This window comes from Paraplanobispora takensis, from assembly GCF_016863195.1.
Classification (GTDB): Bacteria; Actinomycetota; Actinomycetes; order Streptosporangiales; family Streptosporangiaceae; genus Planobispora; species Planobispora takensis.
Genome location: NZ_BOOK01000037.1, coordinates 129239 through 154533 on the forward strand (window position 1 = coordinate 129239; position 25295 = coordinate 154533).

The 25295-nt window shown below is 72.7% G+C and carries 18 protein-coding genes; 16 read left to right on the forward strand and 2 right to left on the reverse strand.

Annotation, left to right across the window (positions count from 1 at the left end; all coding sequences use genetic code 11):
* Window positions 1–7: 7 nt before the first annotated feature.
* On the forward strand, window positions 8–1327 hold the full coding sequence (locus Pta02_RS25935) for an acyltransferase family protein (RefSeq protein ID WP_203877528.1): 1320 nt from the start codon (window positions 8–10) through the stop codon (window positions 1325–1327).
* Here Pta02_RS25935 and Pta02_RS25940 read toward each other — a convergent pair.
* Window positions 1231–2094, reverse strand: a complete 864-nt coding sequence (locus Pta02_RS25940) for a polysaccharide deacetylase family protein (RefSeq protein WP_239131225.1) — start codon at window positions 2092–2094, stop codon at window positions 1231–1233. The genes Pta02_RS25935 and Pta02_RS25940 overlap by 97 nt on opposite strands.
* Before the next feature lie 182 nt (window positions 2095–2276).
* Between Pta02_RS25940 and Pta02_RS25945 the strand changes: the two genes are divergently transcribed.
* The 3 genes from Pta02_RS25945 to Pta02_RS25955 are packed head-to-tail and all read left to right on the forward strand — an operon-like array spanning window position 2277 to window position 6577.
* Window positions 2277–4625 carry a hypothetical protein gene (locus Pta02_RS25945; protein WP_203877529.1) on the forward strand — a complete coding sequence of 783 codons (2349 nt, stop codon included), beginning with the start codon at window positions 2277–2279 and terminating at the stop codon, window positions 4623–4625.
* A gap of 60 nt (window positions 4626–4685) precedes the next feature.
* Window positions 4686–5840, forward strand: coding sequence for a dTDP-4-amino-4,6-dideoxygalactose transaminase (gene rffA, locus Pta02_RS25950; protein ID WP_239131226.1), 1155 nt, complete (start codon window positions 4686–4688; stop codon window positions 5838–5840).
* Complete coding sequence (locus Pta02_RS25955; RefSeq protein WP_203877531.1) at window positions 5840–6577, forward strand: GNAT family N-acetyltransferase; 738 nt, start codon at window positions 5840–5842, stop codon at window positions 6575–6577. Before rffA ends, Pta02_RS25955 begins: the two co-directional genes overlap by 1 nt.
* Here the strand turns inward: Pta02_RS25955 and Pta02_RS25960 are convergent.
* A complete protein-coding gene (locus Pta02_RS25960; RefSeq protein ID WP_203877532.1) occupies window positions 6543–7565 on the reverse strand; it encodes a glycosyltransferase family 2 protein in 1023 nt (340 codons plus the stop codon). The genes Pta02_RS25955 and Pta02_RS25960 overlap by 35 nt on opposite strands.
* 152 nt (window positions 7566–7717) lie before the next feature.
* On the opposite strand from Pta02_RS25960, the gene Pta02_RS25965 reads away from it, so the two are divergent.
* The 12 genes from Pta02_RS25965 to Pta02_RS26020 all read left to right on the forward strand — a co-directional run bounded on the left by Pta02_RS25965 (window position 7718) and on the right by Pta02_RS26020 (window position 25174).
* Complete coding sequence (locus tag Pta02_RS25965; protein WP_275423613.1) at window positions 7718–8131, forward strand: GtrA family protein; 414 nt, start codon at window positions 7718–7720, stop codon at window positions 8129–8131.
* A gap of 126 nt (window positions 8132–8257) precedes the next feature.
* Window positions 8258–9325 carry a glucose-1-phosphate thymidylyltransferase gene (locus Pta02_RS25970; protein WP_203877534.1) on the forward strand — a complete coding sequence of 356 codons (1068 nt, stop codon included), beginning with the start codon at window positions 8258–8260 and terminating at the stop codon, window positions 9323–9325.
* On the forward strand, window positions 9322–10299 hold the full coding sequence (gene rfbB / locus Pta02_RS25975; RefSeq protein WP_203877535.1) for a dTDP-glucose 4,6-dehydratase: 978 nt from the start codon (window positions 9322–9324) through the stop codon (window positions 10297–10299). The genes Pta02_RS25970 and rfbB overlap by 4 nt, the downstream gene beginning before the upstream one ends.
* 26 nt (window positions 10300–10325) lie before the next feature.
* Complete coding sequence (locus tag Pta02_RS25980; RefSeq protein WP_203877536.1) at window positions 10326–11210, forward strand: class I SAM-dependent methyltransferase; 885 nt, start codon at window positions 10326–10328, stop codon at window positions 11208–11210.
* 55 nt (window positions 11211–11265) lie between these two features.
* Complete coding sequence (locus Pta02_RS25985; protein WP_203877537.1) at window positions 11266–12879, forward strand: hypothetical protein; 1614 nt, start codon at window positions 11266–11268, stop codon at window positions 12877–12879.
* Between the two features lie 84 nt (window positions 12880–12963).
* The gene (locus Pta02_RS25990; protein ID WP_203877538.1) at window positions 12964–14616 is read left to right on the forward strand and encodes a hypothetical protein; all 1653 of its coding nucleotides are present in this window, start codon (window positions 12964–12966) and stop codon (window positions 14614–14616) included.
* A 79-nt stretch (window positions 14617–14695) separates the two neighbouring features.
* Window positions 14696–16810, forward strand: coding sequence for a glycosyltransferase family 2 protein (locus Pta02_RS25995; RefSeq protein ID WP_203877539.1), 2115 nt, complete (start codon window positions 14696–14698; stop codon window positions 16808–16810).
* The gene (locus Pta02_RS26000; RefSeq protein WP_203877540.1) at window positions 16810–18489 is read left to right on the forward strand and encodes a glycosyltransferase; all 1680 of its coding nucleotides are present in this window, start codon (window positions 16810–16812) and stop codon (window positions 18487–18489) included. The genes Pta02_RS25995 and Pta02_RS26000 overlap by 1 nt, the downstream gene beginning before the upstream one ends.
* A 3-nt stretch (window positions 18490–18492) precedes the next feature.
* Entirely contained in the window at window positions 18493–21903 is a 3411-nt protein-coding gene (locus tag Pta02_RS26005) for a bifunctional glycosyltransferase/CDP-glycerol:glycerophosphate glycerophosphotransferase (RefSeq protein WP_203877541.1), read from the forward strand.
* A gap of 297 nt (window positions 21904–22200) precedes the next feature.
* Complete coding sequence (locus Pta02_RS26010; protein WP_239131227.1) at window positions 22201–23091, forward strand: CDP-alcohol phosphatidyltransferase family protein; 891 nt, start codon at window positions 22201–22203, stop codon at window positions 23089–23091.
* Between the two features lie 26 nt (window positions 23092–23117).
* Window positions 23118–24128: a sulfotransferase family protein gene (locus Pta02_RS26015; RefSeq protein WP_203877543.1), complete on the forward strand. Its 1011-nt coding sequence runs from the start codon at window positions 23118–23120 to the stop codon at window positions 24126–24128.
* A 2-nt stretch (window positions 24129–24130) separates the two neighbouring features.
* Complete coding sequence (locus Pta02_RS26020; protein ID WP_203877544.1) at window positions 24131–25174, forward strand: sulfotransferase family protein; 1044 nt, start codon at window positions 24131–24133, stop codon at window positions 25172–25174.
* Window positions 25175–25295: the final 121 nt, after the last annotated feature.

The following is a 25295-nucleotide window of genomic DNA, read 5'->3' on the forward strand; positions in this document are numbered from 1 at the left end:
TGGGGCAATGCCCAGCCCCGAGACGACGTCTCCTCCCCTGCTGCCCGCCCCGCGGGACGGATCCCGGCCGATCCCCGGCGGCCGTCACCGATCCGGCGGAGCCGGCGCGCGGATGGGCTGGCTGGACGCGCTGCGCGGCATCGCCGCGACGGCCGTCCTGATCTCGCACATGCTGCCCTGGTTCGCCCCCCGGCTGACCCCCTCGTGGATCGCTCTCGGCACGGCGGGCGTCCTGGTGTTCTTCCTGGTCAGCGGCTATATCATCCCCGCCTCGCTGGAGCGCAGGGGATGCGTGCGGTCCTTCTGGACCAGCAGGCTCTTCCGGCTCTACCCGCTGTACCTGGTGGCCATCCTCTTCGCCCTGGCCTGCGCGCCGCTCGTGCCGATCCACAAGGGCGTCGATCCGATCGCGCACATCACCATGCTGATGAGCACGGTGGGCTCGGCCAGGATCGTGGATCCGATGTGGACGCTGGCCTACGAGATGATCTTCTACCTGCTGGTGACCGCGCTGTTCGTGACCGGCGCGCACCGCCGCAGCGGCCTGATCGCGATCCTGTGCATGGGACTGGCGATCGGGGTGGGCATGACGCTGGCCAACGGCCCGCTGCCCGGACCCCGCGGCCTGCTGTCCGGCATGGCCCCGCTGGTCTCGCTGGTCCTGGTCGTCATCGGGCTGGCGTGCGTGCTGTCGGGCCGGCTGCCCAGGACGGGCGCCCTGGTGCTGGGGGCGACCGCTCTCTCCCTGGCCGTCCTGGGACCGGTGGACCCCTGGCTGGGGCCCACCTTCCTGGCGGTGATGTTCACCGGCACCGCGATCCACCGGTGGGAGCACGGCCGGAGATCGGCGATCTGGGCCGTCCCCGTCGTGGCGGTCCTGGTGTGCCTGACGCCCTTCGTCTCCCATCCCGCGCCCAGCTGGACGGTGCCGCAGAAGTGGATCCCCACCCTGGCCGCCGCGGGCGTCGTCTTCGCGATCGGCATGGCGCTGCGGCACCGCCGCGTCCCCGGGTTCCTCACCTGGCTGGGGCGGATCAGCTACTCGCTCTACCTGCTGCACTATCCGGTGCTGCTGCTGTTCGTGGCGGTCCTGGGAGACCCGAAGAAGTCCCCGGCGCCGACGGCGGCGCTGGTCGCCGGCCTGTACCTCGCGGTGCTGTTCGGCCTGTGCGCCCTCACCTACCGCTACGTCGAGCTGCCGATGCAGCGCCTGGGACGTCTGCTGGCGGCTCAGCTGCCGTCGGTGGGCGACTCGGCGAAGTCCCCGGCGTCACCGGTGGGCGAGTCGGAGGAGAGGTCCTTGTCCTCGGCGGCGCCCGCCGGGTAGATCGCGGCCGGCTTCAGGCCCTTGGCGCCGGGGAGCGAGGAGACCGCCACCAGGTGGTAGCCCTGCTTCTTCAGCGCGGCGACGAGCTTGGGCATCACCGTGACGGTCTGCTCGACCCAGTCGTGCATCAGGATGACGCCGTCGCGCCTGGCGTTCTTGAGCACCTCGTCGTAGATGGCCTTCTCGTTCTTGGTCGCCCAGTCGCGCGAGCCGCCGTTCCACAGGACGAGCGGCAGCTTCATCTCGGTGGCGACCGTCTTGACGTCGTCGTCCAGCAGGCCGTACGGCGGGCGGATCATCGTGGGGGCCTTGCCGGTGACCTTCTTGACGAGGTCCTGGGTCTTCTTCAGCTCCTCGCGGATCGTCTCCGGCGAGCTCTTGGTGAAGTCCGGGTGGCTGTAGCTGTGGTTGCCGATGTCGTGTCCCTCGGTGACCATCCGCTTGGCGAACGCAGGGCGCGCCTTCACGTACTGGCCCTCGAGGAAGAACGTGGCCTTGGCGTCGTACTTCTTGAGGGTGTCGAGCAGCTTGTCGGCGTACCGTCCCGGGCCGTCGTCGAAGGTGAGCGCGATGCACTTGACCTTGGCGCAGTCCACGGGCTTGGCCTTGGGGGCGGGCTTCGCCGTGGGCTTGGGGGTCGGCTTCGGCGTCTCCGCGCTCCAGGCGGCGGTCGGCGTGGACAGCAGGCCGATGGCGCAACCCGCGGCGAGGATCATTCGGGCGGGGGACTTCATGAGGGGAACTCCGGTCAAATCGACGTCGGTCAAGTGGGCATCCTATCGAGACGCTTGTCGCCTACCGGGGCGCAAGCGTCACGATGTGCTGTGAAAGCCGCGCGGGACCGCGCCGGCGGCCTCTTCGATCTTCACAGGTCAGCGGCGGGCAAAGGATCTCCAAGGATCGGTCGTCACGCCCGGCCCGTCACCCGGCTCTCAGCAGACTTGCGCGCATGACTGCGGCTCCCCCCGTCGACGACTGCCCGCCGGATCCGTCCGGACCGCCGGGAGGCCCCCGGCCGGACGCGCCCGCACCGGGCTCCGCGCGTGACCGGGAATGGCGGGGCGCCGTGGCGCGGTGGCTCCCGGCCGGCGTCACGACCGCGCTCATCGTGCTCCTGCTGGGGTTCTACGACGTCTCCGCCGCGGACACGGCCGCCTTCGCCGCCTATTTCACGTTGGGCGTCACGCTGCCGGGCACGCTCGTCGCCCGTGCGCTGCGGGGCGGCGGGCGTACGGCGGCCGAGGAGATCGCGGTCGGGACGGCGCTGGGATACGCGATCGAGGTGCCCGCCTACATCGCCGCCCGCGCCGCCGGGCAGCCGCTGCTCGTGGCGCTGTGGCCGGCCGGTACGTACGCGCTCTTCCTCGCCGTCCCCCGGCTGCGCCGGCACTGGAGGAGGGCGCCCGGTCCCCGCGCGCCCGTCTGGTGGTCGTGGTGCATCGCGCTGCTCGTGACATACCTGCTCGTCTGGAGCGCGACGGTCTTCCGGCTGTACGACGTCGCCCGGCCGGGGATCTGGGCCTCCGACCCCGACCTGATGTACCACCTGGCGCTCATCGGCGAAGTGAAGCACCACATGCCCCCCACGGTGCCCATGGTCGCGGGCGAGCCGCTGCACTACCACTGGTTCGCCTACGCGCACTTCGCCTCGGCGAGCTGGCTGACCGGGATCGAGCCGCTGATCCTGGAGACGCGCCTGGCGATCCTGCCGCTCATGATCGGGCTCGTCGTCCTGGTGGGAGTGGCCGGGCGGCGCGTCACCGGTTCGTGGGCGGGCGGGGCGCTCGCCGCCGCGGGCACGGTCCTGGTCAAGCCGCCGAACCTGTACCTGGGGCCGAACCGGATGTTCGCCTTCGGCGGCCTCGACACCACCTGGGACAGCTGCACCCAGGCGTTCGGGGCGTTCCTGTTCGCCGCCGTGGTCCTCCTGCTGCCCGGCCTGCTCGGGCGGGAGCGCGGCGGCGCCGGGCGCTGGCTGCTGTGGGGAGTCCTCATGGCCGTGCTCTCCGGGGCGAAGGCCGCCTATCTCCCCCTTCTCGGCGGGGGGCTGGCGGCGGTGATCGCGGTCGAGCTGGTCAGGAGGCGCCGGGTCCACGTGCCCGCCGTGGCGGCGCTCGCGACGACCGGGGTGTGCTTGCTGTTCACGCAGTTCGTGATGTTCGGCGGCAGGCGGATGGGAATGGCGGTCGATCCGCTCTACCACACGAGCCTGGCCTGGCGGGCGCTGACCGGCAGAGCGCCGGAAGCCGGGGCCTCCCCGGCCGGGGTGCTCGACATGACGGTGATCTACCTGCTGTGCTGGGCGGTGGCGCTGTGCGGGGTGTCCGTCCTCCTGACCCGGGCGCGACCGCACCCGGGGCCCGCGCTGCCCCTCCTGCTGGGGATCGGCGCCGGAGGCGTCGGCGGGACGCTCCTGTTCGCCTATCCCGGGCTGGGCCAGGTCTATTTCGTCATGGGGGCGCACCCCTGCCTGATGCTGGCCGCGGCGTGCGGGATCGTCGCGGCGGTACGGCGGGCGCGGCCCTCGCCCCGGGCGCTGGCCGCCGCGGTCGCCGCCGGGGTGACCGCGGCGTACGCGATCCCCGTCCTGTGCGACGTCCGGGTGCCGATATCGCCGGTACAGGACGACGACGTCCTGTACCGGCCGTACATCGCGCTGGTGCTCGTCGCCGCGGTCGCGGCCGCCGTCCTGTCCGCCCTGGCGGGGAGGGCGCGCGCCGGGGCCCTGGTGATCGTGATGCTCTCGGCCGTCAGCCTCCCCACGGACCTGCACACCCGCCTCCTGCCGGCGCTGGAGAAGGTCGTGCAGGAGGGACCCCGCCGGCCGGACCGGCCGGCCGGGGAGCAGGCGATGCCGCCGCGCGCGCTGGCCGCGCTGCGGTGGCTGCGGGAGAACTCGCGGCCGGAGGAGCCGGTGGCGACGAACGCCAACTGGGACGGGGGAGACCCGGTCACCCGCGAGAGCACGGGTTTCTGGACGACGGCGTACGCCGAGCGGCGGGTGCTCCTGGAGGGCTGGGCGTTCACGGCCGGGAACATGGAGCACTGGCGGCCGGGCCGGCCGGTGAGTGCGCCGTACTGGGACCGGGAACGGCTCCTGGCGAACCGGCGGGTCTTCGAGGACCCCTCGCCGTCGGCGGTCCGGCACCTGGCCGAGCGGTACGGGGTGCGCTGGCTCTTCGTCGACGAACGGCGGGCGGGGACGGGGGCGGGCGCGCGCCTGGCGGAGGCCGCGGTGCTCCGGTTCAGGTCGGGGGATTTCTCCCTGTATTCACTGCCCGCCGCCGCAGGGCAATGAATTCCTAAAGGAATGGGCGAGGCAGGGACGCTGGGAGGGCGCCCGCTGTTCACTGCACGCGTGAACTCCAACGACCTGAAGACGATCCCCTTCAACCGCACGCATCTGTCGCCGAACGAGCTCGGTTACCTGACCGAGGCGGTGGGGCAGGGCTCCACCTCCGGCGACGGTCCGTTCACCGGCCGGGCGAGCGCGCTCCTGGGGACGATGGTCGGCGGGGGCAGGACGCTGCTGACCACCTCCTGCACGCACGCGCTGGAGATGTCGGCGATCCTGCTGGACCTGCGGCCCGGGGACGAAGTGATCATGCCGTCGTTCACGTTCGTCTCGACGGCGAACGCGTTCGCCATGCGCGGGGCGGTCCCGGTGTTCGTCGACTGCCGGCCCGACACCCTGAACGTGGACGAGCGGCTGATCGAGGCCGAGATCACCCCGCGGACGAAGGCCGTCGTGGTCGTGCACTACGCGGGGGTGGCCTGCGAGATGGAGGAGATCGGCCGGATCGCGCGGCGGCACGGCCTGGCGGTGATCGAGGACAACGCCCACGGCCTGGGCGGCCTCTACCGGGGCCGGCCGCTGGGCTCGTTCGGCTGCATGGCGACGCAGAGCTTCCACGCGACGAAGAACGTGCAGTGCGGCGAGGGCGGTGCGCTGGTCCTCAACGACGCCGGCCTGGTCGCCCGCGCCGAGGTGATCCGCGAGAAGGGCACCAACCGCAGCCAGTTCTTCCGCGGGCAGGTCGACAAGTACCGGTGGGTCGACATCGGCTCCAGCTATCTGCCCTCCGACGTCCTGGCCGCGCAGCTGACCGCGCAGCTGGAGGCGTTCGGCGCGATCCAGTCCCGGCGCCAGGCGGTGTGGAGCGCCTACCACGAGGGGCTGGCGGACTGGGCGACGGCCGGCGAGGTCTCCCAGCCGGTGATCCCGGACGGCTGCGTCCACCCCGCGCACCTGTACTACCTGCTCCTGCCGGACCTGGACAACCGGCAGGCCCTGATCGCCCACCTCGCGGCCCGGGGGGTGCAGGCGACGTTCCACTACCAGCCGCTGCACGCGGCCCCGGCGGGGGAGCGGTACGGCCGCGCGGCCGCGGAGGGCTGCCCCGTCACCGAGCGGATCGCCGACCGGCTGGTCCGCCTGCCGCTCTTCGCCGACCTGGACGCGGCGGACGCGGCGCGCGTGATCGACGCCGTCCGGTCCTACGAGGTGGTGTGATGCGGATCCGGCAGTCCCCGCTGGAGTCGGCGCGGTTCGGGCGCTCGGTGGAGCGGCTGACCGTCCCCGCCGGGGAGCGTCCGCCGTTCTCCCCGGTCGGGCAGGCGCTGCTCGAATCGGCGGCGGACGTCGTGGTGCTGCGTTATCCGGCCGAGTACGTCGACTGGTTCGCGATGCTGTCCCTGCCGGGCCGGACCCCGCTGTTCGCCGGTTCCCTGACCTACTGGCGGCTGGCCGCCGGCCGGGGCAGCGGCCCGCAGGACGCGGACGGGCTGTGGACGGCGGAGCTGGACGACCCGGCCGCGGCCTCTGCGCTGGTCGCCGAGATCTTCGCCGAGTACGGCAACCACTACGCCGCCAACCCCCTGTTCGACGACTCGCTGGCGCTGGCGGGCTATCAGGAGTGGGCGGGCGCCTGCGCCGCCGGGGGCCGGTGCCTGGCCCTGTGGGGCCGCGGTCCGGGCGGGGAGCCCGAGGTCCTCGGCCTGGCCACGGTGGACGACGGTCCCGATACGGAGATCCTGCTCGCCGGGGTGGTCCCCGGGGCGCGCGGCCGGGGCCGCTACGCCCACCTGCTGCGGGCGGTCGAGGAGCGGGCGCTCGGCCGGGGCTCGGCCGAGGTGGTCATCTCCACCCAGGAGCACAACACCCGGGTGCAGAGGGCCTGGGCCCGTTACGGCTTCCGGCCCTCGCACGCCGTGCTCACCGTTCACCTTGTCCGGAGCGGGCTGCTGTGAAGCTCGCCGGGGCGAAGGCCAGGGAGCCGGAGCCGTCCTGCCGGGCCGGGAGGCCGACGGCGGTCGCCGCCCCCGTGTGCTCGCGGATCACGTAGGTCGGCCGCCCCAGCCCTCCGCCGTGGATGCGGCCGATGTACTCGCCGAGCACCCCGATGGAGATCAGCTGCGCCGAGGAGAAGATGGCGACCATCGAGGCGACGGTGGTGAACCCTGCCACGGTGGTGTCGCCCGTGACGAACCGCCACAGCACCAGCCCGCCCAGGATCAGCCCGATGACGCCGGTGACGAACCCCAGATAGCTGGCCATCCGCAGGGGGGCGGTGCTGTACCCCAGGAGCATGTTCACCGCGTGCCGTACCAGCAGGCGGGGGGTGTAGTTGGAGCGTCCGTGCTCCCGCTCGTTCATGTGCACCCCGACCGAGCCGACCTGCGCGGTGCCCCAGGACAGCGCCACGTCGATGGAGGCGTGCGGTCCCGACAGTCCCTCGAACCCGTCGCGCAGGCAGGTGCGGAAGGCGCGGAAGGCGCTGATCTTCTGCGCGTTCCTGACGCCGAGGGCGCGGGACATGCCCGTCTTCACCGACCGGGAGGCGAAGCTGCGCAGCAGCCCGTGCTCCTCCTGGTGCGCGATGCCGTACACCAGGTCCAGCCGGTCGCCTTCCAGCGCGGCCAGCAGCAGGGGGATCTGCTCCGGCGGGTGCTGCAGGTCGTCGTCCATGGTGACGACCACGTCGAAGGCCGCCGCCCTGATGCCCGCCACGAGGGCGTTGTGCTGCCCGTAGTTGCGTGACAGGCGGATCGCGCGCACGCCCGGGACCCGCCGGGCCAGCGACGAGGCCACGCTCCAGGTGTCGTCCGGGCTGCCGTCGACGACGAGGATCACCTCGTGGCGGGCCGCGATCTCCGGCAGCACGGAGACGAGCCGGTCCACCAGTGCGGGAAGAGTCTTCGCCGAGCGGTAACAAGGGACGACCACTGATACGGACATCTATATTCTCCCGACCATCGACTTTTAATCTTGATGGGCCTGTACGATTCTCAGGTCCCATTCGGAATAGTCATCACGATCACCGCGGGAGATGTCGAAGAATGACTGAAGTAGATGTGCGGACCACTCCCCGGGAAGGTTCTCCCAATCGAATGCGCGGTTTACCGCCGGTTCTCCGTGGACAGCGCATCACATACTTGGCGGGAGGTGTCATGACGGTCGCCTCCTATTTCAGTCTTCTTACCCTGGGATTACTCACATTTGAAGGAGGGGTCCCGTACCTTTTCCTGGTCGTGGTCAGCCACCTCTGCACGGTGGTGATCGTCTATCCGTGGTACCGGCTGGTCGTCTTCCGGGTCACCGAGGGGTCGTGGATCGCCGGATACCTGCGGTTCTACGTGGTCTGCCTGGGATTCCTGGCCACCTCGCTCGCGGGCCTGCCGATCCTGGTGGAACTGGCCGGCCTGCCGGTCCTCGTCGCGCAGTTCCTGATCACGGGCGCGGGCGCCCTGCTCGGTTACGCGGTCAACCGATCGTGGACTTTCCGGGCGCGCGCCAAGGTATAGCGTTGGCAATGGAGGGTTCGCCGACTCGCAAAACCGGCGGAGCGTTCCCTCGTCCCCCTCGGAGAATCTGAGTGCACGGCGGTCGCCACGGCTGATCGCGTTCTCGGATAAAGGGGATTTCACAGGGTGAAAGCACTTGTCCTGGCGGGTGGCAGAGGCACGAGATTGCGGCCGCTGACCCACACCTCCGCCAAGCAGCTGGTCCCCGTCGCCAACAAACCGGTCCTCTATTACGGGCTTGAGGCGATACGTGAGGCGGGGATCACCAGCGTCGGGATCATCACCGGCGACACCGGCGCCGAGGTCCGCGAGGCCGTGGGAGACGGTTCGCGCTTCGGGCTCGAGGTCACCTACATCCCGCAGCGGGCCCCCCTCGGGCTGGCCCACTGCGTGCTGATCGCGCAGGAGTTCCTGGGCGACGAGCCGTTCGTGATGTACCTCGGCGACAACTTCCTGATCGGCGGGATCTCCGACCTCGTCGGGGCGTTCCGGCAGGGCGGCTACGACGCCCAGGTCCTGCTGACGAAGGTCGCCGAACCGCAGTTCTACGGGGTGGCCGAGCTCGGTGACACCGGCGAGATCGTCGGCCTGCAGGAGAAGCCGGCCGTACCGCGCAGCGATCTGGCCGTCGTGGGGGTCTACTCCTTCTCCCCGGCCATCCACGAGGCGGTCCGGGCGATCAGGCCGTCCGCGCGCGGGGAGCTGGAGATCACCGACGCGATCCAGTGGCTGATCGACAACGGCCGCGCCGTGCACTCGCACATGGTGACCGGCTACTGGAAGGACACCGGCCGGCTGCAGGACCTGCTGGAGTGCAACCGCATGGTCCTGGAGTCGGTCGAGCCGGACAACCGGGGCACGGTCGACGGGCTGAGCGAGATCACCGGCCGGGTCGTCATCGAGCCCGGCGCCGTGGTGGAGAACTCCGTGCTGCGCGGGCCGATCGTGGTGGGCGCCGACGCGAAGATCCAGTCCTCCTACGTCGGGCCGTTCACGTCGATCGGGCCGCGCTGCGTCGTGCAGGACACCGAGGTCGAGTACTCCATCGTGCTCGACGACTCCTCCGTCCACGGGGTCTCGCGGCTGGCCCACTCCCTCATCGGCCGCAACGTCGAGGTGACCCGCGCCGAGGGCACCCCCAACACCTACGGGCTGATGGTCGGCGACCACAGCAGGATCCAGGTGCGCGCATGAGAATCCTCGTCACCGGAGGGGCCGGGTTCATCGGCTCCCACTACGTGCGGTCGCTGCTGCGGGGCGCCTACCCGGGCTTCGAGGACGCCCGCGTCACGGTCCTGGACAAGCTCACCTACGCCGGCAACCTCGCCAACCTGGCCCCCGTCGCCGAGCACCGCAACCTCCGCTTCGTGCGGGGGGACATCACCGACCTCGGGCTCCTGGCGGAGCTGGTCCCCGGCCACGACGTGATCGTGAACTTCGCCGCGGAGTCCCACGTCGACCGGTCCATCACCGGGGCGGGCGACTTCGTGACCACCAACGTCCTGGGGACGCAGCGGCTGCTGCAGGCGGCCCTGGAGAACGAGGTCCGCACGTTCGTGCAGATCTCCACGGACGAGGTGTACGGCTCGATCGCCACGGGCTCCTGGGACGAGACGCGGCCGCTGATGCCGAACTCGCCCTACTCGGCGGCCAAGGCGTCGGCGGACCTGTTCTGCCGGGCCTACGGCCGCACCCACGGCCTCGACGTGCGCGTCACCCGGTGCTCCAACAACTACGGGCCCCACCAGTACCCGGAGAAGCTCATCCCGCTCTTCGTCACCAACCTGATCGACGGGCTCCGGGTCCCCCTGTACGGCGTGGGCCGCAACGTGCGCGAGTGGCTGCACGTCGACGACCACTGCCGGGGCATCCAGCTCGTCCTGGAGAAGGGCTGCCCCGGGGAGATCTACAACATCGGCGGCGGCGTGGAGCTGACCAACCTGGAGCTCACCGAGCGGCTGCTGACGGCCTTCGGCGCCGGCTGGGACATGGTCGTGCGCGTCCCCGACCGGCCGGGCCACGACCTGCGCTACTCCGTGGACAGCGGCAAGATCCGGGCCATCGGCTACGAGCCCCGGGTGCCCTTCGAGGAGGGGCTGGCCGAGGTCGTGCGCTGGTACCGGGAGAACCCGTCGTGGTGGCGGCCGCTGGCGGAGCGGACCAGATGAGAGCGGACCAGATGAGAGCGGATCCGATGACGGAGACGGGGGCGCCGGCGCGCTGCCCGGCCGACCGGCTGACGGGCCTGCTCGTCTGCCCGTCCTGCCGCCTTCCCCTCGACGGTCCCGCCGACGGCCGGCTGACCTGCGCGGCCTGCGGCTGCGGCGGTCAGCGGCGGGGCGACCGGCTGCACTTCGGCGGGTTCGAGGAGACCGAGCTGCGCGACGACCCGCTCAACCGGATCAAGGAGACCGTCAAGCGCCGCTTCGGCCGGGCCTACCCGATGGCCATCCAGATGGTCTCGCCGGTCCTGCTGCGGCGCTTCGTGCGCCCCTTCCTGGCCGGGTTCGACCTCGACCGGCAGCTGGTGGCCGACCTCGGGTCGGGGACCAACCGCTACGACCGGCGGATCCTGTGCGTGGACGGGGGCGTCTACGACAACGTCGACCTGGTGGGCGACCTGCGGACGCTGCCGCTGGCCGACGCCTCCCTCGACGGGATCGTCAGCGTCGCCGTGCTGGAGCACGTCCCCGACCCCCAGGCGCACGTCGAGGAGATGTGGCGGGTCCTGAAGCCCGGCGGACGCCTGCTGTGCTTCGTGCCGTTCATGCAGCCCTTCCACGCCTCGCCGTACGACTACCAGCGCTACACCGCCCCCGGTCTGGCGGAGCTGTTCGGCCGCTTCGAGGTCGTCGGCACCCGGGTCGGCGCGGGGCCGACGTCGAGCCTGGTGTGGGTGCTGCAGGAATGGCTCGCGCTCGTGCTGTCCTTCGGCAGCACCCGGCTGTACCGCGCGCTGGTCCCCCTGATGTGGGCGCTGTCGCCGCTGAAGCTGGCCGACCACCTCCTCGCGCGCCACCCCGCCGCGCCGGTCCTGGCCAGCGGGTTCGTCATCGAGGCCCGCAGACCCGCCGGATGATCCCGGGCCGCGCCGCGGCGGCCGTACCCCCCTTCCCCAGAGAGGTTCCCCCACGATGCAAGGACTGAGCCGGCAGGAGCGCGGGTCCCGCTCCCGGTCCGCCGACCGCGGGCCGGACGCCGGGGGCGGCGCGTCCCCGGCGGGCCGGATCCGGATCAGTCCGGTGGCGGTGCTGGCGGTCGTCGCACTCTGCTACGCCGCCGCCCAGCTCCTGCTGGTCTCGCCGCGCTTCGCCCTCGAATGGGACGAGGCGGTCTACGCCAGCCAGTTCTCCGGCAACGGGGCGCCGATCGCCTTCCACGCCTCCCGCGGCTGGGGGACGCCGCTCCTGGTCGCCCCGGTGGTCGCGCTGACCGACTCGATCACGGTCCTGCGCGTGTACCTGACGGGCGTCTCGGCGCTGCTGCTGTTCGTCTCCTTCCGCCTGTGGCTGCCGCTGCGGCCGGGCTATGCCGTCCCGGTGGCGGCGGCGCTGTTCGCCGGCTGCTGGCCGGCGGTGTTCTACGGCGACGAGGCGATGCCCAACGTCCCCACCGCGCTGGGCGCCGTCGCTCTGACCGCTCTGGCGCTGCGCGCCGCGACCGCGCGGGGCGTTCCCGCGGGCACGGCGGTCACCGTGGCGGGCACCGTGGTCGTCGTCTCGCTGTTCCGCCCGACCGACGTCACGGTCATCGCCCTCACCCTGGCGGGGGCGCTCGCCTTCCTGCTGCTCTCCCCGGCGCGGCGGCGCGGCACGTTGATCGCGATCGCCGCGCTGGGCACCGGGCTGGCCGCCGGATGGGGGCTGTGGACCGCGGACGCGCTCCGCCGCTACGGGGGCGTCGCCGAGCGGCTGGAGAAGGCGACCGAGAACTTCGGGGAGTACCGCTGGCTCGGCGGGCAGCACCTTCGGGCCCTGGACGGGCCGGTGGTGTGCTCCTCGCAGGACACCTGCGGGCCCGTCCCGGTCGCCGGGGCCGTGTGGCTGGCGGTCTTCCTGCTCCTGGCGGCGGCCGGCCTCGCGTCGGCGCGCCGGCGGGAGCGGACGGCGGCCGGGCGAGGGGACGGCCTGACGGTGCTCGCCGTCCCCGTCGTGGTCGCGGCGGGCATCGCGGGCGCCTACCTCTACTACCCCAGCCTCACGCTGCCGCGCTACATGCTGCCCGCCTACGGGCTGCTCTCGATCGCCGCCGCCGCGGGCCTGCTCCGGTCGGCCGGGGCCCTGCGGCGGCGCACCGCACCCGCGTACGCGGTGGCCTGCTGCTGCGTGGTCGTCGGCGGCCACCTGTGGGTGCAGGCCTCCCAGCTGCTCGACAACGTCGGCAGGCTCATGCCGGGCCGCGCCCGCGACGTGACGGTGGCGGCCGACCTCAGGAGGCTCGGCCACGGCCGCCCCTGCCTGGTGTACGGCTGGCACGCCCCGCAGATCGGCCACTACCTCGGATGCGAGGCGGCCGGCACGCCGGGCGGTGAGCCGCTGCCGGCCACTCCGCGGCACGTCGCCGCCAAGGCGGCGGACGGGTACGCGGTGATCGTGGTCTACAAGGACGACGCGGACCGCGGCGCCCCCGACCTGGCCTCCTGGCCGAGGCACCGGCTCCCCGCCAGCGGCTGGTACGCCCGCGTCAACAACGGAGAGATCGACACCGGCGTCCCGCCGGGCCGGCCGTACGACGAACCCGGCCTCTGAACGCGCGCGGCCGCGTCCGGCCCGCCGTACCAGGCAATCCGACGTTCCCGGGGACTGTGCCCGGGGATTGAGAGGGGCTTTCCCATGCTGCAAGGTCTGAAGCGACGAGACCCCCGGCGAGAATCCGGAGCGCGTCCCCGGCCGCCGGCGCCGGACCGCGCCGGGCGCGCGGGCGATCCGGCGCCGCGGACCGGCGCGGTCGCGGCGCTGACGAGCCCCGTCGCCCTGCTGGCGGCCGTCGCGTTCTGCTACGCCCTGGCCCAGATCTTCCTGACCGGGCCGAGGATGGGGCTCGGCTACGACGAGACGGTGTACGTCAGCCAGTTCTCCCTCAACGGCAAGCCGGCCGGCTTCCACGCCTCGCGGGGATGGGGCACGCCGGTCCTGGCCGCCCCGGTGGTCTCGCTGACGGACTCCATCGTGGCGCTGCGGATGTACATGACGACCGTCTCGGCGGTGCTGCTGTTCCTGGCGTTCCGCATCTGGCTGCCGCTGCGGCCGGGCTACGCCGTGCCGGTGGCGGCGGCGCTGTTCGCCGCCTGGTGGCCGTCGGTGTTCTACGGCCACGAGGTCATGCCCAACCTGTACACCGCCCTGGGCACGGTGGCCCTGACGGGGCTGGCGCTGCGCGCGGCGGCGCCCGGCGCCCGGCGCAGGCCCCTGCTGCTGGCCGCGGTGGCGGTCGTGGCCGCCGTCCTGCCGTTCTTCCGGCCCTCCGACGCCATGATCGTCGCGGTGGCCGTCGGAGCGGTGACGGCGGTCATGCTGCTGTCGCGGGCACGGCGCCGCCCGGCGTTCCTGGTCGTCCTCGCCCTGGGCGCCGGGTCCGCGGTGGCGTTCGGGCAGTGGGTCCTGGAGGCGCTGCTGACCTTCGGGGGGATCCGCGAGCGGGTCGAGCTGGGCACCCAGAACTTCGGCGAGGTCCGCTGGCTCGTCGGCCACCACATCCGGGCCCTGGACGGGCCGACGCTGTGCTCGGGCCCGGTCGGCTGCGGTCCCGTCCCGGTCGCGGGGGTGGCGTGGCTGACGGTCTTCCTGCTCCTGGCGGCCGGGGGCCTGGCGGCGGCCTGGCGGCGAGAGCACCGGATCGCCCTGGTCACGGCGGTCGTGGTCGGCACCTGCATCGCCCTCGCCTATCTCTACTATCCGGCCTTCGTCGCCCCGCGCTATCTGGCGCCCGCCTACGCGCTGTGGTCGATCGCCGCGGCGGAGGGGTTCACGCGCCTGCTCGCCGCTCTGCGGCACAGGGCCGGAACCGCGTCCGCGGTGGCCTGCTGCGCCCTTCTGACCGGCGGTTACCTGCACGTCCAGAACGACTATCTGGCGGCGAACGTCATCCCGACGGAGCGCAGCCGCTCCGGCTACCAGCGCCTGGCGGACGAGCTCAGGAAAATCGAATTCCGGCGCCCCTGCCTGATATACGGATGGAACGCGCCGCAGGTCGCCTATCTGCTGAACTGCGAGGCGCGCAGCGCACTCAGCGGAAAACCGTTCCCCGTCACGCCCGACTACATTCTCGACCAGAGAATCAAATCCGGTTATCACATCATGGCGATATTCCGCGAGGACGTGGACATGAGCGCCCCCTATCTCCGGAACTGGCCGAGGCATCTTCTGACCTCGGGTGGCTGGTACGCCCGGATCAACCACGCCGTGCGGCCTCCCGCGCCCCCGAAGGCGGCCGGGAGGAAGGGCGCCCGCGGGCGAGTAAATTCGGAGCAAACCCCCCGCCCGTGATATATGGCCGCCGATAGATTCACATAATCGCGTCCGGTGATTCAAAAGAAAGGCGCGGCGTGTTCGTGGGGGGATACACGTGAGGAACTTCCTGAAGGCCGCGCCCGACACCCTGGGGTGCCATATCGGGTTCGGGGGACATCCCGATCCGCCGGTACGGCTGTGCGACGGGGCCGACGCGACCTGGACGGACCTGGACGGCCTCTCGCCGGACCGCCCGCTGCCGGGCAAGGGGATCACCCGGCTGCTCCTGCTCGCCAGGACGCCCGGCGACCTGCGGCGGGCCGTCCCCCTGGCCGGCGTGCTGCCCGACGTGCGCGCGGTCACGGTGGCCATCGCCGAATCGCCCGGCTGGCGGCCGGCGCCGGTGCCGGTCCTCGGCGGCGGCCGGCACTGGGAGGGACTGCTCGACCTGCGGACCCGCCGCCGGCCGGACGGCTCGTGGCGGATCGACGCGGACTTCGCCGTGCGGACGCCGGCGGGGGAGCTGCTGAAGGCTCTGTCCCGCGCTCTGAGCGGTCCCGTGCGGGGTGAGACGCCGGTGGTGTCCCTGGCCGGAGCCGGCTCCTGCCACTGGCGGCCGGGGGACCCCAACGTCGTGCTCGCCCCGGAGGAGGGCCCCGTGCCCGACCGGCGGGAGGCGACGGGATGCGACCTGCTGCTGAGGACCGTGGACGCCGCCTCGCCGCTCTGGCAGGACGGCGGCGTGGACCCGGTGGACCGGCCGGTGCCCGGCGGCACGCTCCCGGCCGGAGGCGGTTCCGGACTCCCGGCCGGGGGCGGTCTCGGACTCCTGGCAGGGAGCGGTTCCGGCGGCCTCGGCGGCGTCCCGCCCCAGGAGGGGCGGTCCCAGGGCGGGCGGTCCCAGGGCGGGCCTCAGGACGGGCGGCCTCAGGACGGGCCTCAGGATGGGCAGGGGCTCCCTCCGGCGCTCCGCGCCGACGACCTGCCCCCCGTCGACGAGACCTCGGTGTGCCCCGTCGGTTTCCTCGCCGACACCGACGGGCCGCCCGGCGAGCTGCGGGAGGCGGACGGCGCCTACGAGATCGTCCGGCGGGACCGGGTCATCACGCGCTTCCCCGCCTCCGGCGCCCTCACCGACGCGGACGTCGCCCGCCTGCGCGGGCTCCCGGGCGTGGTGGCGGACCTCGGCGGAGACCGGCCCGCGCGGACCGGGCTCGCGCACGCCGTCTGCGGCCTGGCCGCGGCGGGGGTGCCCGTGCTGACCGGCCCGGACGGACTGGGCGGCCGGTGGGCGGACGCGCTCGGTGCGGAGCTGGCGGCGCTGCTGGAGGGGTTCGACCCGGGGGAGCTGTGCGACCCCATGGAGCGCGAGCTGTTCAGCATCAGGTTGCGGCGCGCGGCGCTCGGCACGCACGGTGTGGCGGCCAGGTGGCGCGGGATCGCCGCGTCGCGGGGCCTGTGCCCGCCGGGCCCGCCGGCCGTCTCGGTGCTGCTGTGCACCCGGCGGCCCGAGCTGGTGGGGTTCGCGCTGGAGCAGGTGGCCCGGCAGCGCGGGGTGGAGACGGAGGTGGTCCTCTCCCTGCACGGGGTCCCGGCGAGCCTGCCCGAGGTGCGCGAGGCGACGGACGCCTACGGGGGAGCCCTCACCGTGATCGAGGAGGACGGGCGGCGCGTGTTCGGCGAGGTTCTCGACCGGGCCGCCCGCCGCGCCTCCGGAGCCCTGCTGGCCAAGATGGACGACGACGACTGGTACGGCCCGGACCACCTGTCCGACCTGCTGCTGGCCCGGCGGTACTCGGGCGCCGACCTGGTGGGGGTCGCGGCCGAGTTCTTCTATCTCGAATCCCTCGGGATCACCGTGCGCCGCCACTGCGAGTCGGAGCTGTACGCCGGGCACGTGGCCGGCAGCTCCATCCTGATCTCGCGGGAGGCCTTCGACGGCGCCGGAGGATTCCGCCCGATCCCCCGCACGGTGGACGGCCAGCTGCTGGAGTCGGTCGCGGCCGCCGGCGGCAGGATCTACCGCGCGCACGGCTTCAACTACATCGTCGGCAGGCGCCGCGTGGCCGGGCACACGTGGAAGGAACCGGTCAACACGTTCCTGTCGAGATACCGCCGGCAGTGGCGGGGGTTCTACGCCAACCCGCTGATGGAACTGCCCGGATCCTCTCCCGACGGAGAGTCCCGCGCCGCGGACGAGACCGCCATGGCGAGAAAAGGACACTGGTGATGCACATGCGTACTGCGAACCCGGACGCGGCGCCCGAACCCCGGATCCGGATGAACGACTTCGGCGCCCTGTCCCCTCCGGCGCTGGGCGCCTGGACTCCCCGCCGCAGCGTGAGCATCGTGATCCCGGCCTACCGGTCCGACGAGACGCTCCCGCTCACGCTCGCGAGCCTGGCCGGGCAGAGCTATCCCGCCCACCTGACGGAGGTCGTCGTCGTCGACGACGGGGAGGGCGAGCCGCTGAGCCTTCCCGAGTCGGCGCCGGAGAACACGCGGGTCGTCCGGCCGGAACCCGGCGGCTGGGGCATCGCCAACGCCTTCCACACCGGCGTGCTGGCCGCGGAGGGGGAGGTGGTGCACCGGATCGACGCCGACCTCGTCCTGCAGGCCGAGCACGTCGAGGCGCAGATGCGCTGGCACCACCTGGCGGGCTACCTGGTGGTCCTGGGGCACCTGCGGTTCAACGACTACGACCCCGCGTCCCTGACCGCCTCGGAGGTGCACGCCGCCGTCGTCGCGGGCACCGTGGGCAAGCTCTTCGACGACGAGGGGACGCCCCAGTGGACCGAGGCGAAGTGGGATGAGACCGCCGACCTGCGCTGGGCCGGGCTGGACGTCTTCCGCCTCAACGTCGGCGCCACGGCGTCCATGACGAAGGAGCTCTATCTGAGCGCCGGGGGCATGGACACCTCGCTGGCGCGCGGATCGGACACCGAGATCGGCTACCGCCTCGCGCAGGCCGGCGCGGTCTTCGTCGCCGACAGGGAGTCGCACTGCCGCCATCTGGGCAGCTCGACGGTGATGCGCCGGCAGAACGAGGTGCAGCGTTACACCCAGCCGTACATGGCCGAACGCATCCCCTACCGCCAGTACCGCTCGCCCAAGGGCCCCAACCGGCGCTACGCCGTACCCAAGGTGGAGGCGGTGGTGACCGCCGGAGGGTGCTCGCTGGAGGATGTGCGGGCCACCGTCAACGGCCTGCTGGGCAGCTGGATGTCCGACGTCCGCGTCACCCTGGTCGGCCCCTGGGGCCTGCTCACCGACGAGCGCCGCTCCCCGCTGGACGACCCGCTGCTCGACCTGCGCCTGGTCCGGGAGACCTTCCGGGGGGAGGACCGCGTCCGCTTCGCGGAGGAGGCCGGCGCGACGGCCTTCCCGTCGCCGTTCCGGTTCACCTGCCCGGCCGGGTGGGTCCTGGAGCCGGAGACGCTGGGCCGGCTGGTGGGCTTCGCCGAGGAGCGGGCGCTCGGCCTGGTGTCCCTGGTCGTGGACGAGCGGCAGGAGCCGGTGGCGGCCCGGCTGGAGCGCACCGCCGCCCTGTCGCGCGCCCGGCTGCTCGTGCGGCCGGGTGAGGACCTGGAGGAGGTGGTCCACCAGGTCTCCGGCACGGTCTGGGAGGACGGGCGCCGGTGGGGGATCATGCCCGCGGGCGACCCCGACTCCACCGCCGAGGACGGGCTGGAGGCCCAGGCGGAGCGCTGGCGCAGGCGGGCCGAGAGGTGGGAGGTCCGGGCGCTGCGCTGGAAGGAGAAGGCGCTGGCCATGCAGATGAGGGGACTCGACCCGGTGGCGGCACGGAGCCTGCGCCGGGCGGTCGGCAAGGGGCTGCGGCTGGTCAGGGCGGCCGGGGGCCGCAGGACCGGTGCGGCCGGAACCCGCGACCGCCGATCCGGAGGATGAGCCATGCCGCTGATCAGCGTCATCGTGCCGATCTACAACGTCGAGCGCTACCTGGACGCGTGCCTGGAGTCCCTGGCCTGCCAGACCTGGCAGGACATCGAGGTCGTCATGGTCGACGACGGCTCACCCGACGCCGGTGCCGCGATCGCCGAGCGCCACGCGGCGCGCGACCCCCGCTTCGTACTGGTGCGCCGGCCCAACGGCGGTCTGGGCGCGGCGCGCAACACGGGGCTGCGCCGGGCCCGGGGGGAGTTCCTCGCCTTCCTCGACGGCGACGACATGCTGCCCCTGCACGCGCTGGAGACCATGGTCACCACCCTCATGGAGACCGGGTCCGACTTCGTGGCGGGGAACGTGCACCGCTTCAGCGGGCGGGGCGTACGGCAGTCGCCGATGCACCGCGAGGTCTTCGCCCGCGCCAGGCGGCGCACCCGCATCGCCGACGACGACCTGCTGATGCGCGACCGCCTGGTCACCAACAAGCTGTGGCGGCGCTCGTTCTGGGACGGGCACGGGTTCGGGTTCCCCGAGGGCGTGCTGTACGAGGACATCGTGGTCGCGCTCCGGGCGCACTTCCTCGCCGAGGCCGTGGACGTGCTTCCCGTCCCCGTCTACCTGTGGCGGGAGCGGGAGGGCGAGCAGCTGTCGATCACCCAGGACCGCGCGCAGGTCAAGGGCGTCGAGGACCGGTTCACCGCCGTGCGCACGGTGCGCGCCTTCCTGACGGAGGAGGGCTTCGCCGAACACGTCCCCGTCTGGGACCGCACCGCCCTCGACCACGACCTGAGCGTCTTCCTGACGGCCCTGCGGCGGGGTGACGAGGCCTTCCGGCGGCGCTTCGCCGAGCTGACCGCGGCCTATCTCGACGAGGCCGGTCCCGGCGTGCCGGCCGCCGTCTCCGCCGCCCGCCGCGTGGCCTGGCACCTGGTACGGCAGGGCCGGCTGGACGACGCGGCCGAGGCCGTCGCCTGGGAGCGGACGGCGGAGGCGCAGGCCGTGCGCCGGGGCGCCCGCTACCACCTCGACGCCCCGGTACCGGACCTGCCCGCGGCGGCGACGCGCCTGCGCGGTGACCTGACCCTGCTCCAGCGCCTGGACGAGGTGCGCTGGGAGGACGGCCGCCTGGTGGTCGAGGGGCGGGTCACCCTGCGCTACCTGCGCCCGACCCAGCGCGTGCACCAGCAGGTGTTCGCCACGCTGGTGCAGTCCGGCACCGGACGGCAGGTCCGCGTCCCGGTCACCGCGATCCAGGCGGGGTCGATCGGCTCCCCGCGGCACAGCCGCAAGCGGCGCGACTGGGGCGGCTTCCGCCTCGTCGTCGACCCCGCGAAGCTCGACGGCGGGCGGGCCTCGACCTGGCACGTCGAGCTGATGGTGCTGCACCGCGGCATGGTGCGGCGCGAGCGGCTGCGCGGGAACGCCTGCGGCGCCCACGAGGCGTGGCCGGGCGTGCGGGTGGTCGCCGAGCAGGACGACGGGGACTTCGCCCTCAGGGTCGAGCCGGAGCGGCTGCGGCTGACCGGCCGGTCGGTGGAGGCGGGCCGGATCCGGCTGACCGGCACGGCCCTGACCGGCCTGACCGCGCCCGCCCTCGAACTGGTCCCCGGGCCCGGGGGCTCGACCCTGTCCTACCCCGTCCACGGCGGGGACGGGGCCTTCCACGCCGAGATCGACCTGGCGGACGTGCTGCCCCGGCGTGTCCCCCGCCTGACCCCCGGCGGTCCCGAGGCCGCGGCCCTGGACACGAGGACGGAGTGGCGGATCCGCTTGGTCGACGGCGGGAGGGTGATGCCGATCGCCGACGATCTCGTGCCGTCCCGCCACGCGGAGGGCGGCCGCGAGATCATCGCGGGGCCCTCGCCCGCGGGCGAGCTGACGTTGCGCGTGCAGCCCCCGGCGGCCGTCGTGGAGCGCGCCGAGTGGTCGGCCGACGGCCGGTTGCTGCTGGCCGGCGGGTTCACCGGCACCGGAGGGGCGCCGGTCCATCTCGTCGCCTCCTGCGCCGACCGTCACGACGAGCGGCTGTTCCCCGTCCACTGCGACGGCGCCCGCTTCGAGGCGGAGATCGCCCCCGGCGCGGTCCACTCCCTGGCCGGGACGCTCCCGCTGCCGTCGGGCAGATACCGGCTGGCCCTGCGGGCCCCCGACCGCGAACTCCCCCTGGAGGCCTGCGGGGCCGTACAGCACCGCACACCCGTGCGGACCTTCGTGCTGGAGGCCGACGAGGCGGGGAACGCGCTGCTCACGGTGGACGGCGACCTGACGGAGGAGGAGCGCGGCGCGGCCAACCAGCGGGAGCTGCGCACGACGCACTACGCGGGATGGCGGCGCGAGCCGCTGCGGCAGGCGGTGCTGTTCGACAGCTTCTCCGGCAGGCAGTTCTCCGGCAGCCCCAGGGCCGTCTACGAGGAGCTGCGGCGCAGGGGCGCCGAGCTGGAGTTCCTGTGGGTCGTCCGCGACGGGCAGGTCGAACTGCCCTCCGACGTGGCGCCGGTGCGCCTGCAGGGCAGGGAGCACTACGAGGCGCTCGCCCGCTGCCGCTACGTCGTCACCGACACCGACCTGCCGATGTGGTTCGAGCACCGGGAGGGGCAGGCGGTCCTGCAGACCCGGCGCGGCTCCCCGCTGCGGCGCGTCGGGTTCGACACCGGCGGGGCCCGCCGCGGTCTGCCCGAGGCGCACGAGGAGCTGATCAGGCAGACCGCGACGTGGGACTACCTGATCTCGCCCAGCCCTTGGTGCACGCCGATCCTGAAGGAGGCCTTCGCCTTCGGAGGCGCGCTGCTGGAGACCGGCTCCCCGCGCAACGACGTGCTGGCCGGTCCGGACCGGTGGGAGAGGGCCGCGCGGGTCCGGGAGCGGATCGGCGTGCTGCCCGGAAGGAAGACGGTGCTGTACGCCCCGGCCGCGCGGCGGGAAGCCGTCGACGGCAGGGGCCGGCGCCGGTTCGACCTCCGACTGGACCTGGACCGCATGCGTGAGCGGCTCGGCCCGGACCACACCGTGCTGGTGCGCCGGCACCCCGACGTGGTCGACATGGCGTTGCGGACGGGTGACGGGTTCGCCGTCGACGTGTCGGCCTACCCGGACGCCGCGGAGCTGTACCTCGCCGCAGACGTGCTGGTCACCGACTACTCCTCGGCGATGGCCGACTTCGCGGTGACGGGCCGGCCGATCCTGCTGTACGCCTACGACCTCGAACAGCAGCGGGAGGAACGGGGCTTCTACCTCGACCTGGAGACGGAGGCGCCGGGCCCGCTGCTGCGGAGCACGGAGGAGGTCGTCGCCGCGCTCCGCGGGCTCGGCGAGGTCGCCGCGGAGTACGGGCCGCGGTACGCCGACTTCACCGCCCGGTACTGCGCGCTCGACGACGGGGGCGCCGCCGCGAGAGTGGTCGACGCGCTCTTCACCTGACCGGGCGCTCTTCACCTGGCCCGGCGGTCTTCACCCGATCCGCGTACATGACACCGGGAAGCCCGGAGCCTTCGAGGCTCCGGGCTTTCGCGTCGTACGGCCGCGCGGAGTCATGGAGAGGACGTGGGCGACCGTCGGCGTCCCGCGCGGGAAGGTCGGCAAGTCCTCCGGCCGGTGTGCCGCTTCGTCAAAGCAAACCGCCCGACCGGCCCTGGTTGGTCAAGAACTGGCATGGAGACCTTCCAGTAGTTACAGAGCGTCATTGATGGTGGGCTGTGCGTCGCCATGCTGGCATGCATGAGGGCCTACTCGTTGGACGACGTTCACGCCACACGTAAGCGCAGAGACTCCTGGTGGACGGTTTTCCTCGTCGACCCGGTGGCCTGCAGGCTCACCTTGCACGTCGCCAACCACACGGCCGTCACGCCGAACGGGCTCACCCGGTTCTCCCTCGTGCTCGGCATGGGATCGGCGATCTGGTTCGCGGCGGGACAGCTCGTGGCGGGGGCCGCGCTGTTCTACCTGAGCTTCATGGTCGACTGCATGGACGGGAAGATCGCCCGCCTCAAGGGGACGGGGACGGCCTTCGGTCTGTGGCTCGACTACGTGGGCGACCGGGTCCGGGTCGTCCTGTGCGCGAGCGGCCTGGCGTTCGGCCAGTACGCCGCCACCGGGGACCTCGTCTACATCCTGCTGGGCGCGGGCGTCGCGGTGCTCGACCTGTTCCGCTACGTGAACGCGCCGCAGATGAAACGGGTGCGCGAGGTGGTCAGGGAGAGCCGGCCGGCGCACCACACCGGCCCGGTGGAGACCGCCCCCGTCGCGACGGACGAGATCTCCGTCAGCCCGGCCGACATCTCCTCGGTGCTGAACGAGGCCGACTCGCTGATCGCGGCCTCCTCGTCCCGTCCCCGGGCCGTGCTGATGATCATGGGAGCCCACCGCAGGCTCGGCCGGTTCCTGGCCCGGTACAGGGTGCGCAGCCACCTGATGAGCGGCATCGAGTTCCACGCCGCGGTGTTCGTGGTCGCCCCGCTGCTGGGGTCCTGGGCGCTGCTGCCCGTCTCGACCGCGGCGGGCGCGCTGCTCCTGCTGAACGAAGTCTTCCTGATCTACCGACTGTGGCTGTTCGCCCGGACGGCGCCCTCCGCGCCGATCGCGCAGGACGCCCAGCGCATACCTGTCTGACCGACTCTCCACGGGGGTTCGTTGTGATGCAGTCCGACCGTCCGATCTTCGTCATCGGCTGCCCGCGTTCCGGCACCACGATGCTGCAGCTCATGCTGCACTCGCACCCGCGCATCGGGGTGCCGCCGGAGACGCGGTTCGTGATACCCGGCTACTACCGCCGGTTCGTCTTCGGCGACCTGCGGGAGGAGGTCAACCGGCGGCGCCTCGGCCAGTGGATCGTCACCGACAAGGACACCAAGTTCAAGGAACTGAAGATCGACGGTGACCGGTTCGTCGAGGACGTCGTCGCCGGCCCGCCCACGCTGGGCTCCGCCATCGGCATCGCCTTCCGGTCCCACGCCGAGCAGTTCGGCAAGGCCCGCTGGGGCGACAAGCGGCCGAGCTACTACCACTACGTGGACGTGCTCCTGCGGCTGTTCCCCGACGCCCAGTTCATCCACCTGATCCGGGACGGCCGGGACGCGGTCTCCTCGCTCAAGGAGATGCCCTGGTACACCAAGGACGTCTTCCACGCGGTGAACAACTGGGCCGAGGCCATCGACTTCGGCCGCCGCCACGCCAAGAACCTGCCCGCCGACAGCTACTACGAGCTGCGCTACGAGGACCTGACGGCCGACCCGGAGACCGAGCTGGCCAAGCTGTGCGGCTTCCTCGGCGAGGAGTACGACCCGGTGATGAGCGAGCCGTGCCACGTGGCCCGGCTGGCCATCCCGCAGAACCGGTCCTGGCACCTGAACACCCACGGCGAGGTGACCACCTCCCGGTCCGGCTCGTGGAAGTCGAGGCTGGAGCCGTGGGAGGTCTCCCTCTGCGAGACGGTGCTGGGCGAGCGGCTGACCGCCAACGGCTACGAGCTGAGCGGCGCGCCCAAGGCGGACAAGGCCCACGTCGCGGAGGTGTCCAAGGCCGCGGCCAAGCGGCGCGCCGCCCGCCGGCGCAAGGACCTGCGGGACCGCATCAACCGGTTCCGCGAGCCGGGGCCGGTGGCCGCGCAGCTCACCACCCGGCAGCTGGGCGAGCTGGCGAAGGTCTGATCATGGCATCCGACCGTCCGATCTTCATTCTGGGCTGCCCCCGCTCCGGGACGACGCTGCTGCAGCTCATGACGCACTCCCACCCCCGCATGGCCATCCCGCCGGAGACCCGGTTCATGGTGGCGGCCTACCAGCGGCGGCTGCAGTTCGGCGACCTCGACGACCAGGCCCACCGCCGCGAGCTGGCCGAGTGGATCGTCGGCCGCCGGCAGTCCCGCTTCTACGAGCTGAGGCTGGACGCGGCCAAGGTGACCGAGGAGATCGTCGAGGGACCCCCGACGCTCGGCTCGGCGCTGGGCATCGTGCTGCGCGCCTACGCGGCCAGGTTCCGCAAGGAGCGCTGGGGCGACAAGCGGCCCTCGTACTTCCAGAACGTCGACGTCCTGCTGCGGCTGTTCCCCGACGCCCAGTTCGTCCACCTGATCAGGGACGGCCGCGACTGCGTGGCCTCGCTGAAGGAGATGCCCTGGTACGACGGGAGCGTGCACAGCGCCGTCTCGGTGTGGGCCGAGGCGATCGACTTCGCCCGAAACGGCGCGGCCAAGCTGCCCGCGGGCAGCTACCACGAGCTGCGTTACGAGGACCTGACCGCCGACCCCGAGACCTCCCTGCGCGGGCTGTGCGACTTCCTCGATGAGGACTTCGACCCGGCGATGTGCGAGCCGGGCAAGGTGGCGCGCCTGGCCGTACCCGCCCGCAAGACCTGGCACGACCGCACCCGGGGCGAGATCACCACCTCGCGGGCCGGCTCCTGGAGGGACCGGCTGACCCGGCGGGAGGTCTCGCTGTGCGAGACCGTGCTCGGCGAGCGGCTGCAGGCCTACGGCTACGAGCTGAGCGACGCCCCGAAGGCCGAGACCTCCCAGGTCCTCGCCTACGAGCACACCGCGGCCCGGCGCAAGCTGGCCCGCGTCAAGCGGGTGACGCTCGACCGGCTGGTACGGCTGCGCGAGCCGAACCCGCTGGCGGCCAGGCTCACCGACGGCCAGATCGTGCTGGCCGGGGTTCCCCGCCCCCGTCACGAGCCGCCCGTCCCGGTCGCCTGACCCGATCGGCCGGACGGGGAGTCCTGGGGCCGAGGGCGGTACGGCGGTGCGTGGTGGGCCGGGTGTCCCCCACCCGTGGGGCGGGTCGGTGGCAGGGCGGGTGCCGCCCACCCGGGCGGCG

What these genes read in the sequence shown, in the direction of transcription:
- Pta02_RS25985 (WP_203877537.1), top strand. Translation starts at nt 11,266, where the DNA reads ATGCAAGGACTGAGCCGGCAGGAGCGCGGGTCCCGCTCCCGGTCCGCC.
- Pta02_RS25990 (WP_203877538.1), top strand. Translation starts at nt 12,964, where the DNA reads ATGCTGCAAGGTCTGAAGCGACGAGACCCCCGGCGAGAATCCGGAGCG.
- Pta02_RS25960 (WP_203877532.1), bottom strand. Translation starts at nt 7,565, where the DNA reads ATGTCCGTATCAGTGGTCGTCCCTTGTTACCGCTCGGCGAAGACTCTT.
- Pta02_RS26005 (WP_203877541.1), top strand. Translation starts at nt 18,493, where the DNA reads ATGCCGCTGATCAGCGTCATCGTGCCGATCTACAACGTCGAGCGCTAC.
- Pta02_RS25945 (WP_203877529.1), top strand. Translation starts at nt 2,277, where the DNA reads ATGACTGCGGCTCCCCCCGTCGACGACTGCCCGCCGGATCCGTCCGGA.
- Pta02_RS25955 (WP_203877531.1), top strand. Translation starts at nt 5,840, where the DNA reads ATGCGGATCCGGCAGTCCCCGCTGGAGTCGGCGCGGTTCGGGCGCTCG.
- Pta02_RS26015 (WP_203877543.1), top strand. Translation starts at nt 23,118, where the DNA reads ATGCAGTCCGACCGTCCGATCTTCGTCATCGGCTGCCCGCGTTCCGGC.
- Pta02_RS25935 (WP_203877528.1), top strand. Translation starts at nt 8, where the DNA reads ATGCCCAGCCCCGAGACGACGTCTCCTCCCCTGCTGCCCGCCCCGCGG.
- Pta02_RS25965 (WP_275423613.1), top strand. Translation starts at nt 7,718, where the DNA reads ATGCGCGGTTTACCGCCGGTTCTCCGTGGACAGCGCATCACATACTTG.
- Pta02_RS26010 (WP_239131227.1), top strand. Translation starts at nt 22,201, where the DNA reads ATGAGGGCCTACTCGTTGGACGACGTTCACGCCACACGTAAGCGCAGA.
- rfbB (WP_203877535.1), top strand. Translation starts at nt 9,322, where the DNA reads ATGAGAATCCTCGTCACCGGAGGGGCCGGGTTCATCGGCTCCCACTAC.
- Pta02_RS26000 (WP_203877540.1), top strand. Translation starts at nt 16,810, where the DNA reads ATGCACATGCGTACTGCGAACCCGGACGCGGCGCCCGAACCCCGGATC.
- Pta02_RS25980 (WP_203877536.1), top strand. Translation starts at nt 10,326, where the DNA reads ATGACGGAGACGGGGGCGCCGGCGCGCTGCCCGGCCGACCGGCTGACG.
- Pta02_RS26020 (WP_203877544.1), top strand. Translation starts at nt 24,131, where the DNA reads ATGGCATCCGACCGTCCGATCTTCATTCTGGGCTGCCCCCGCTCCGGG.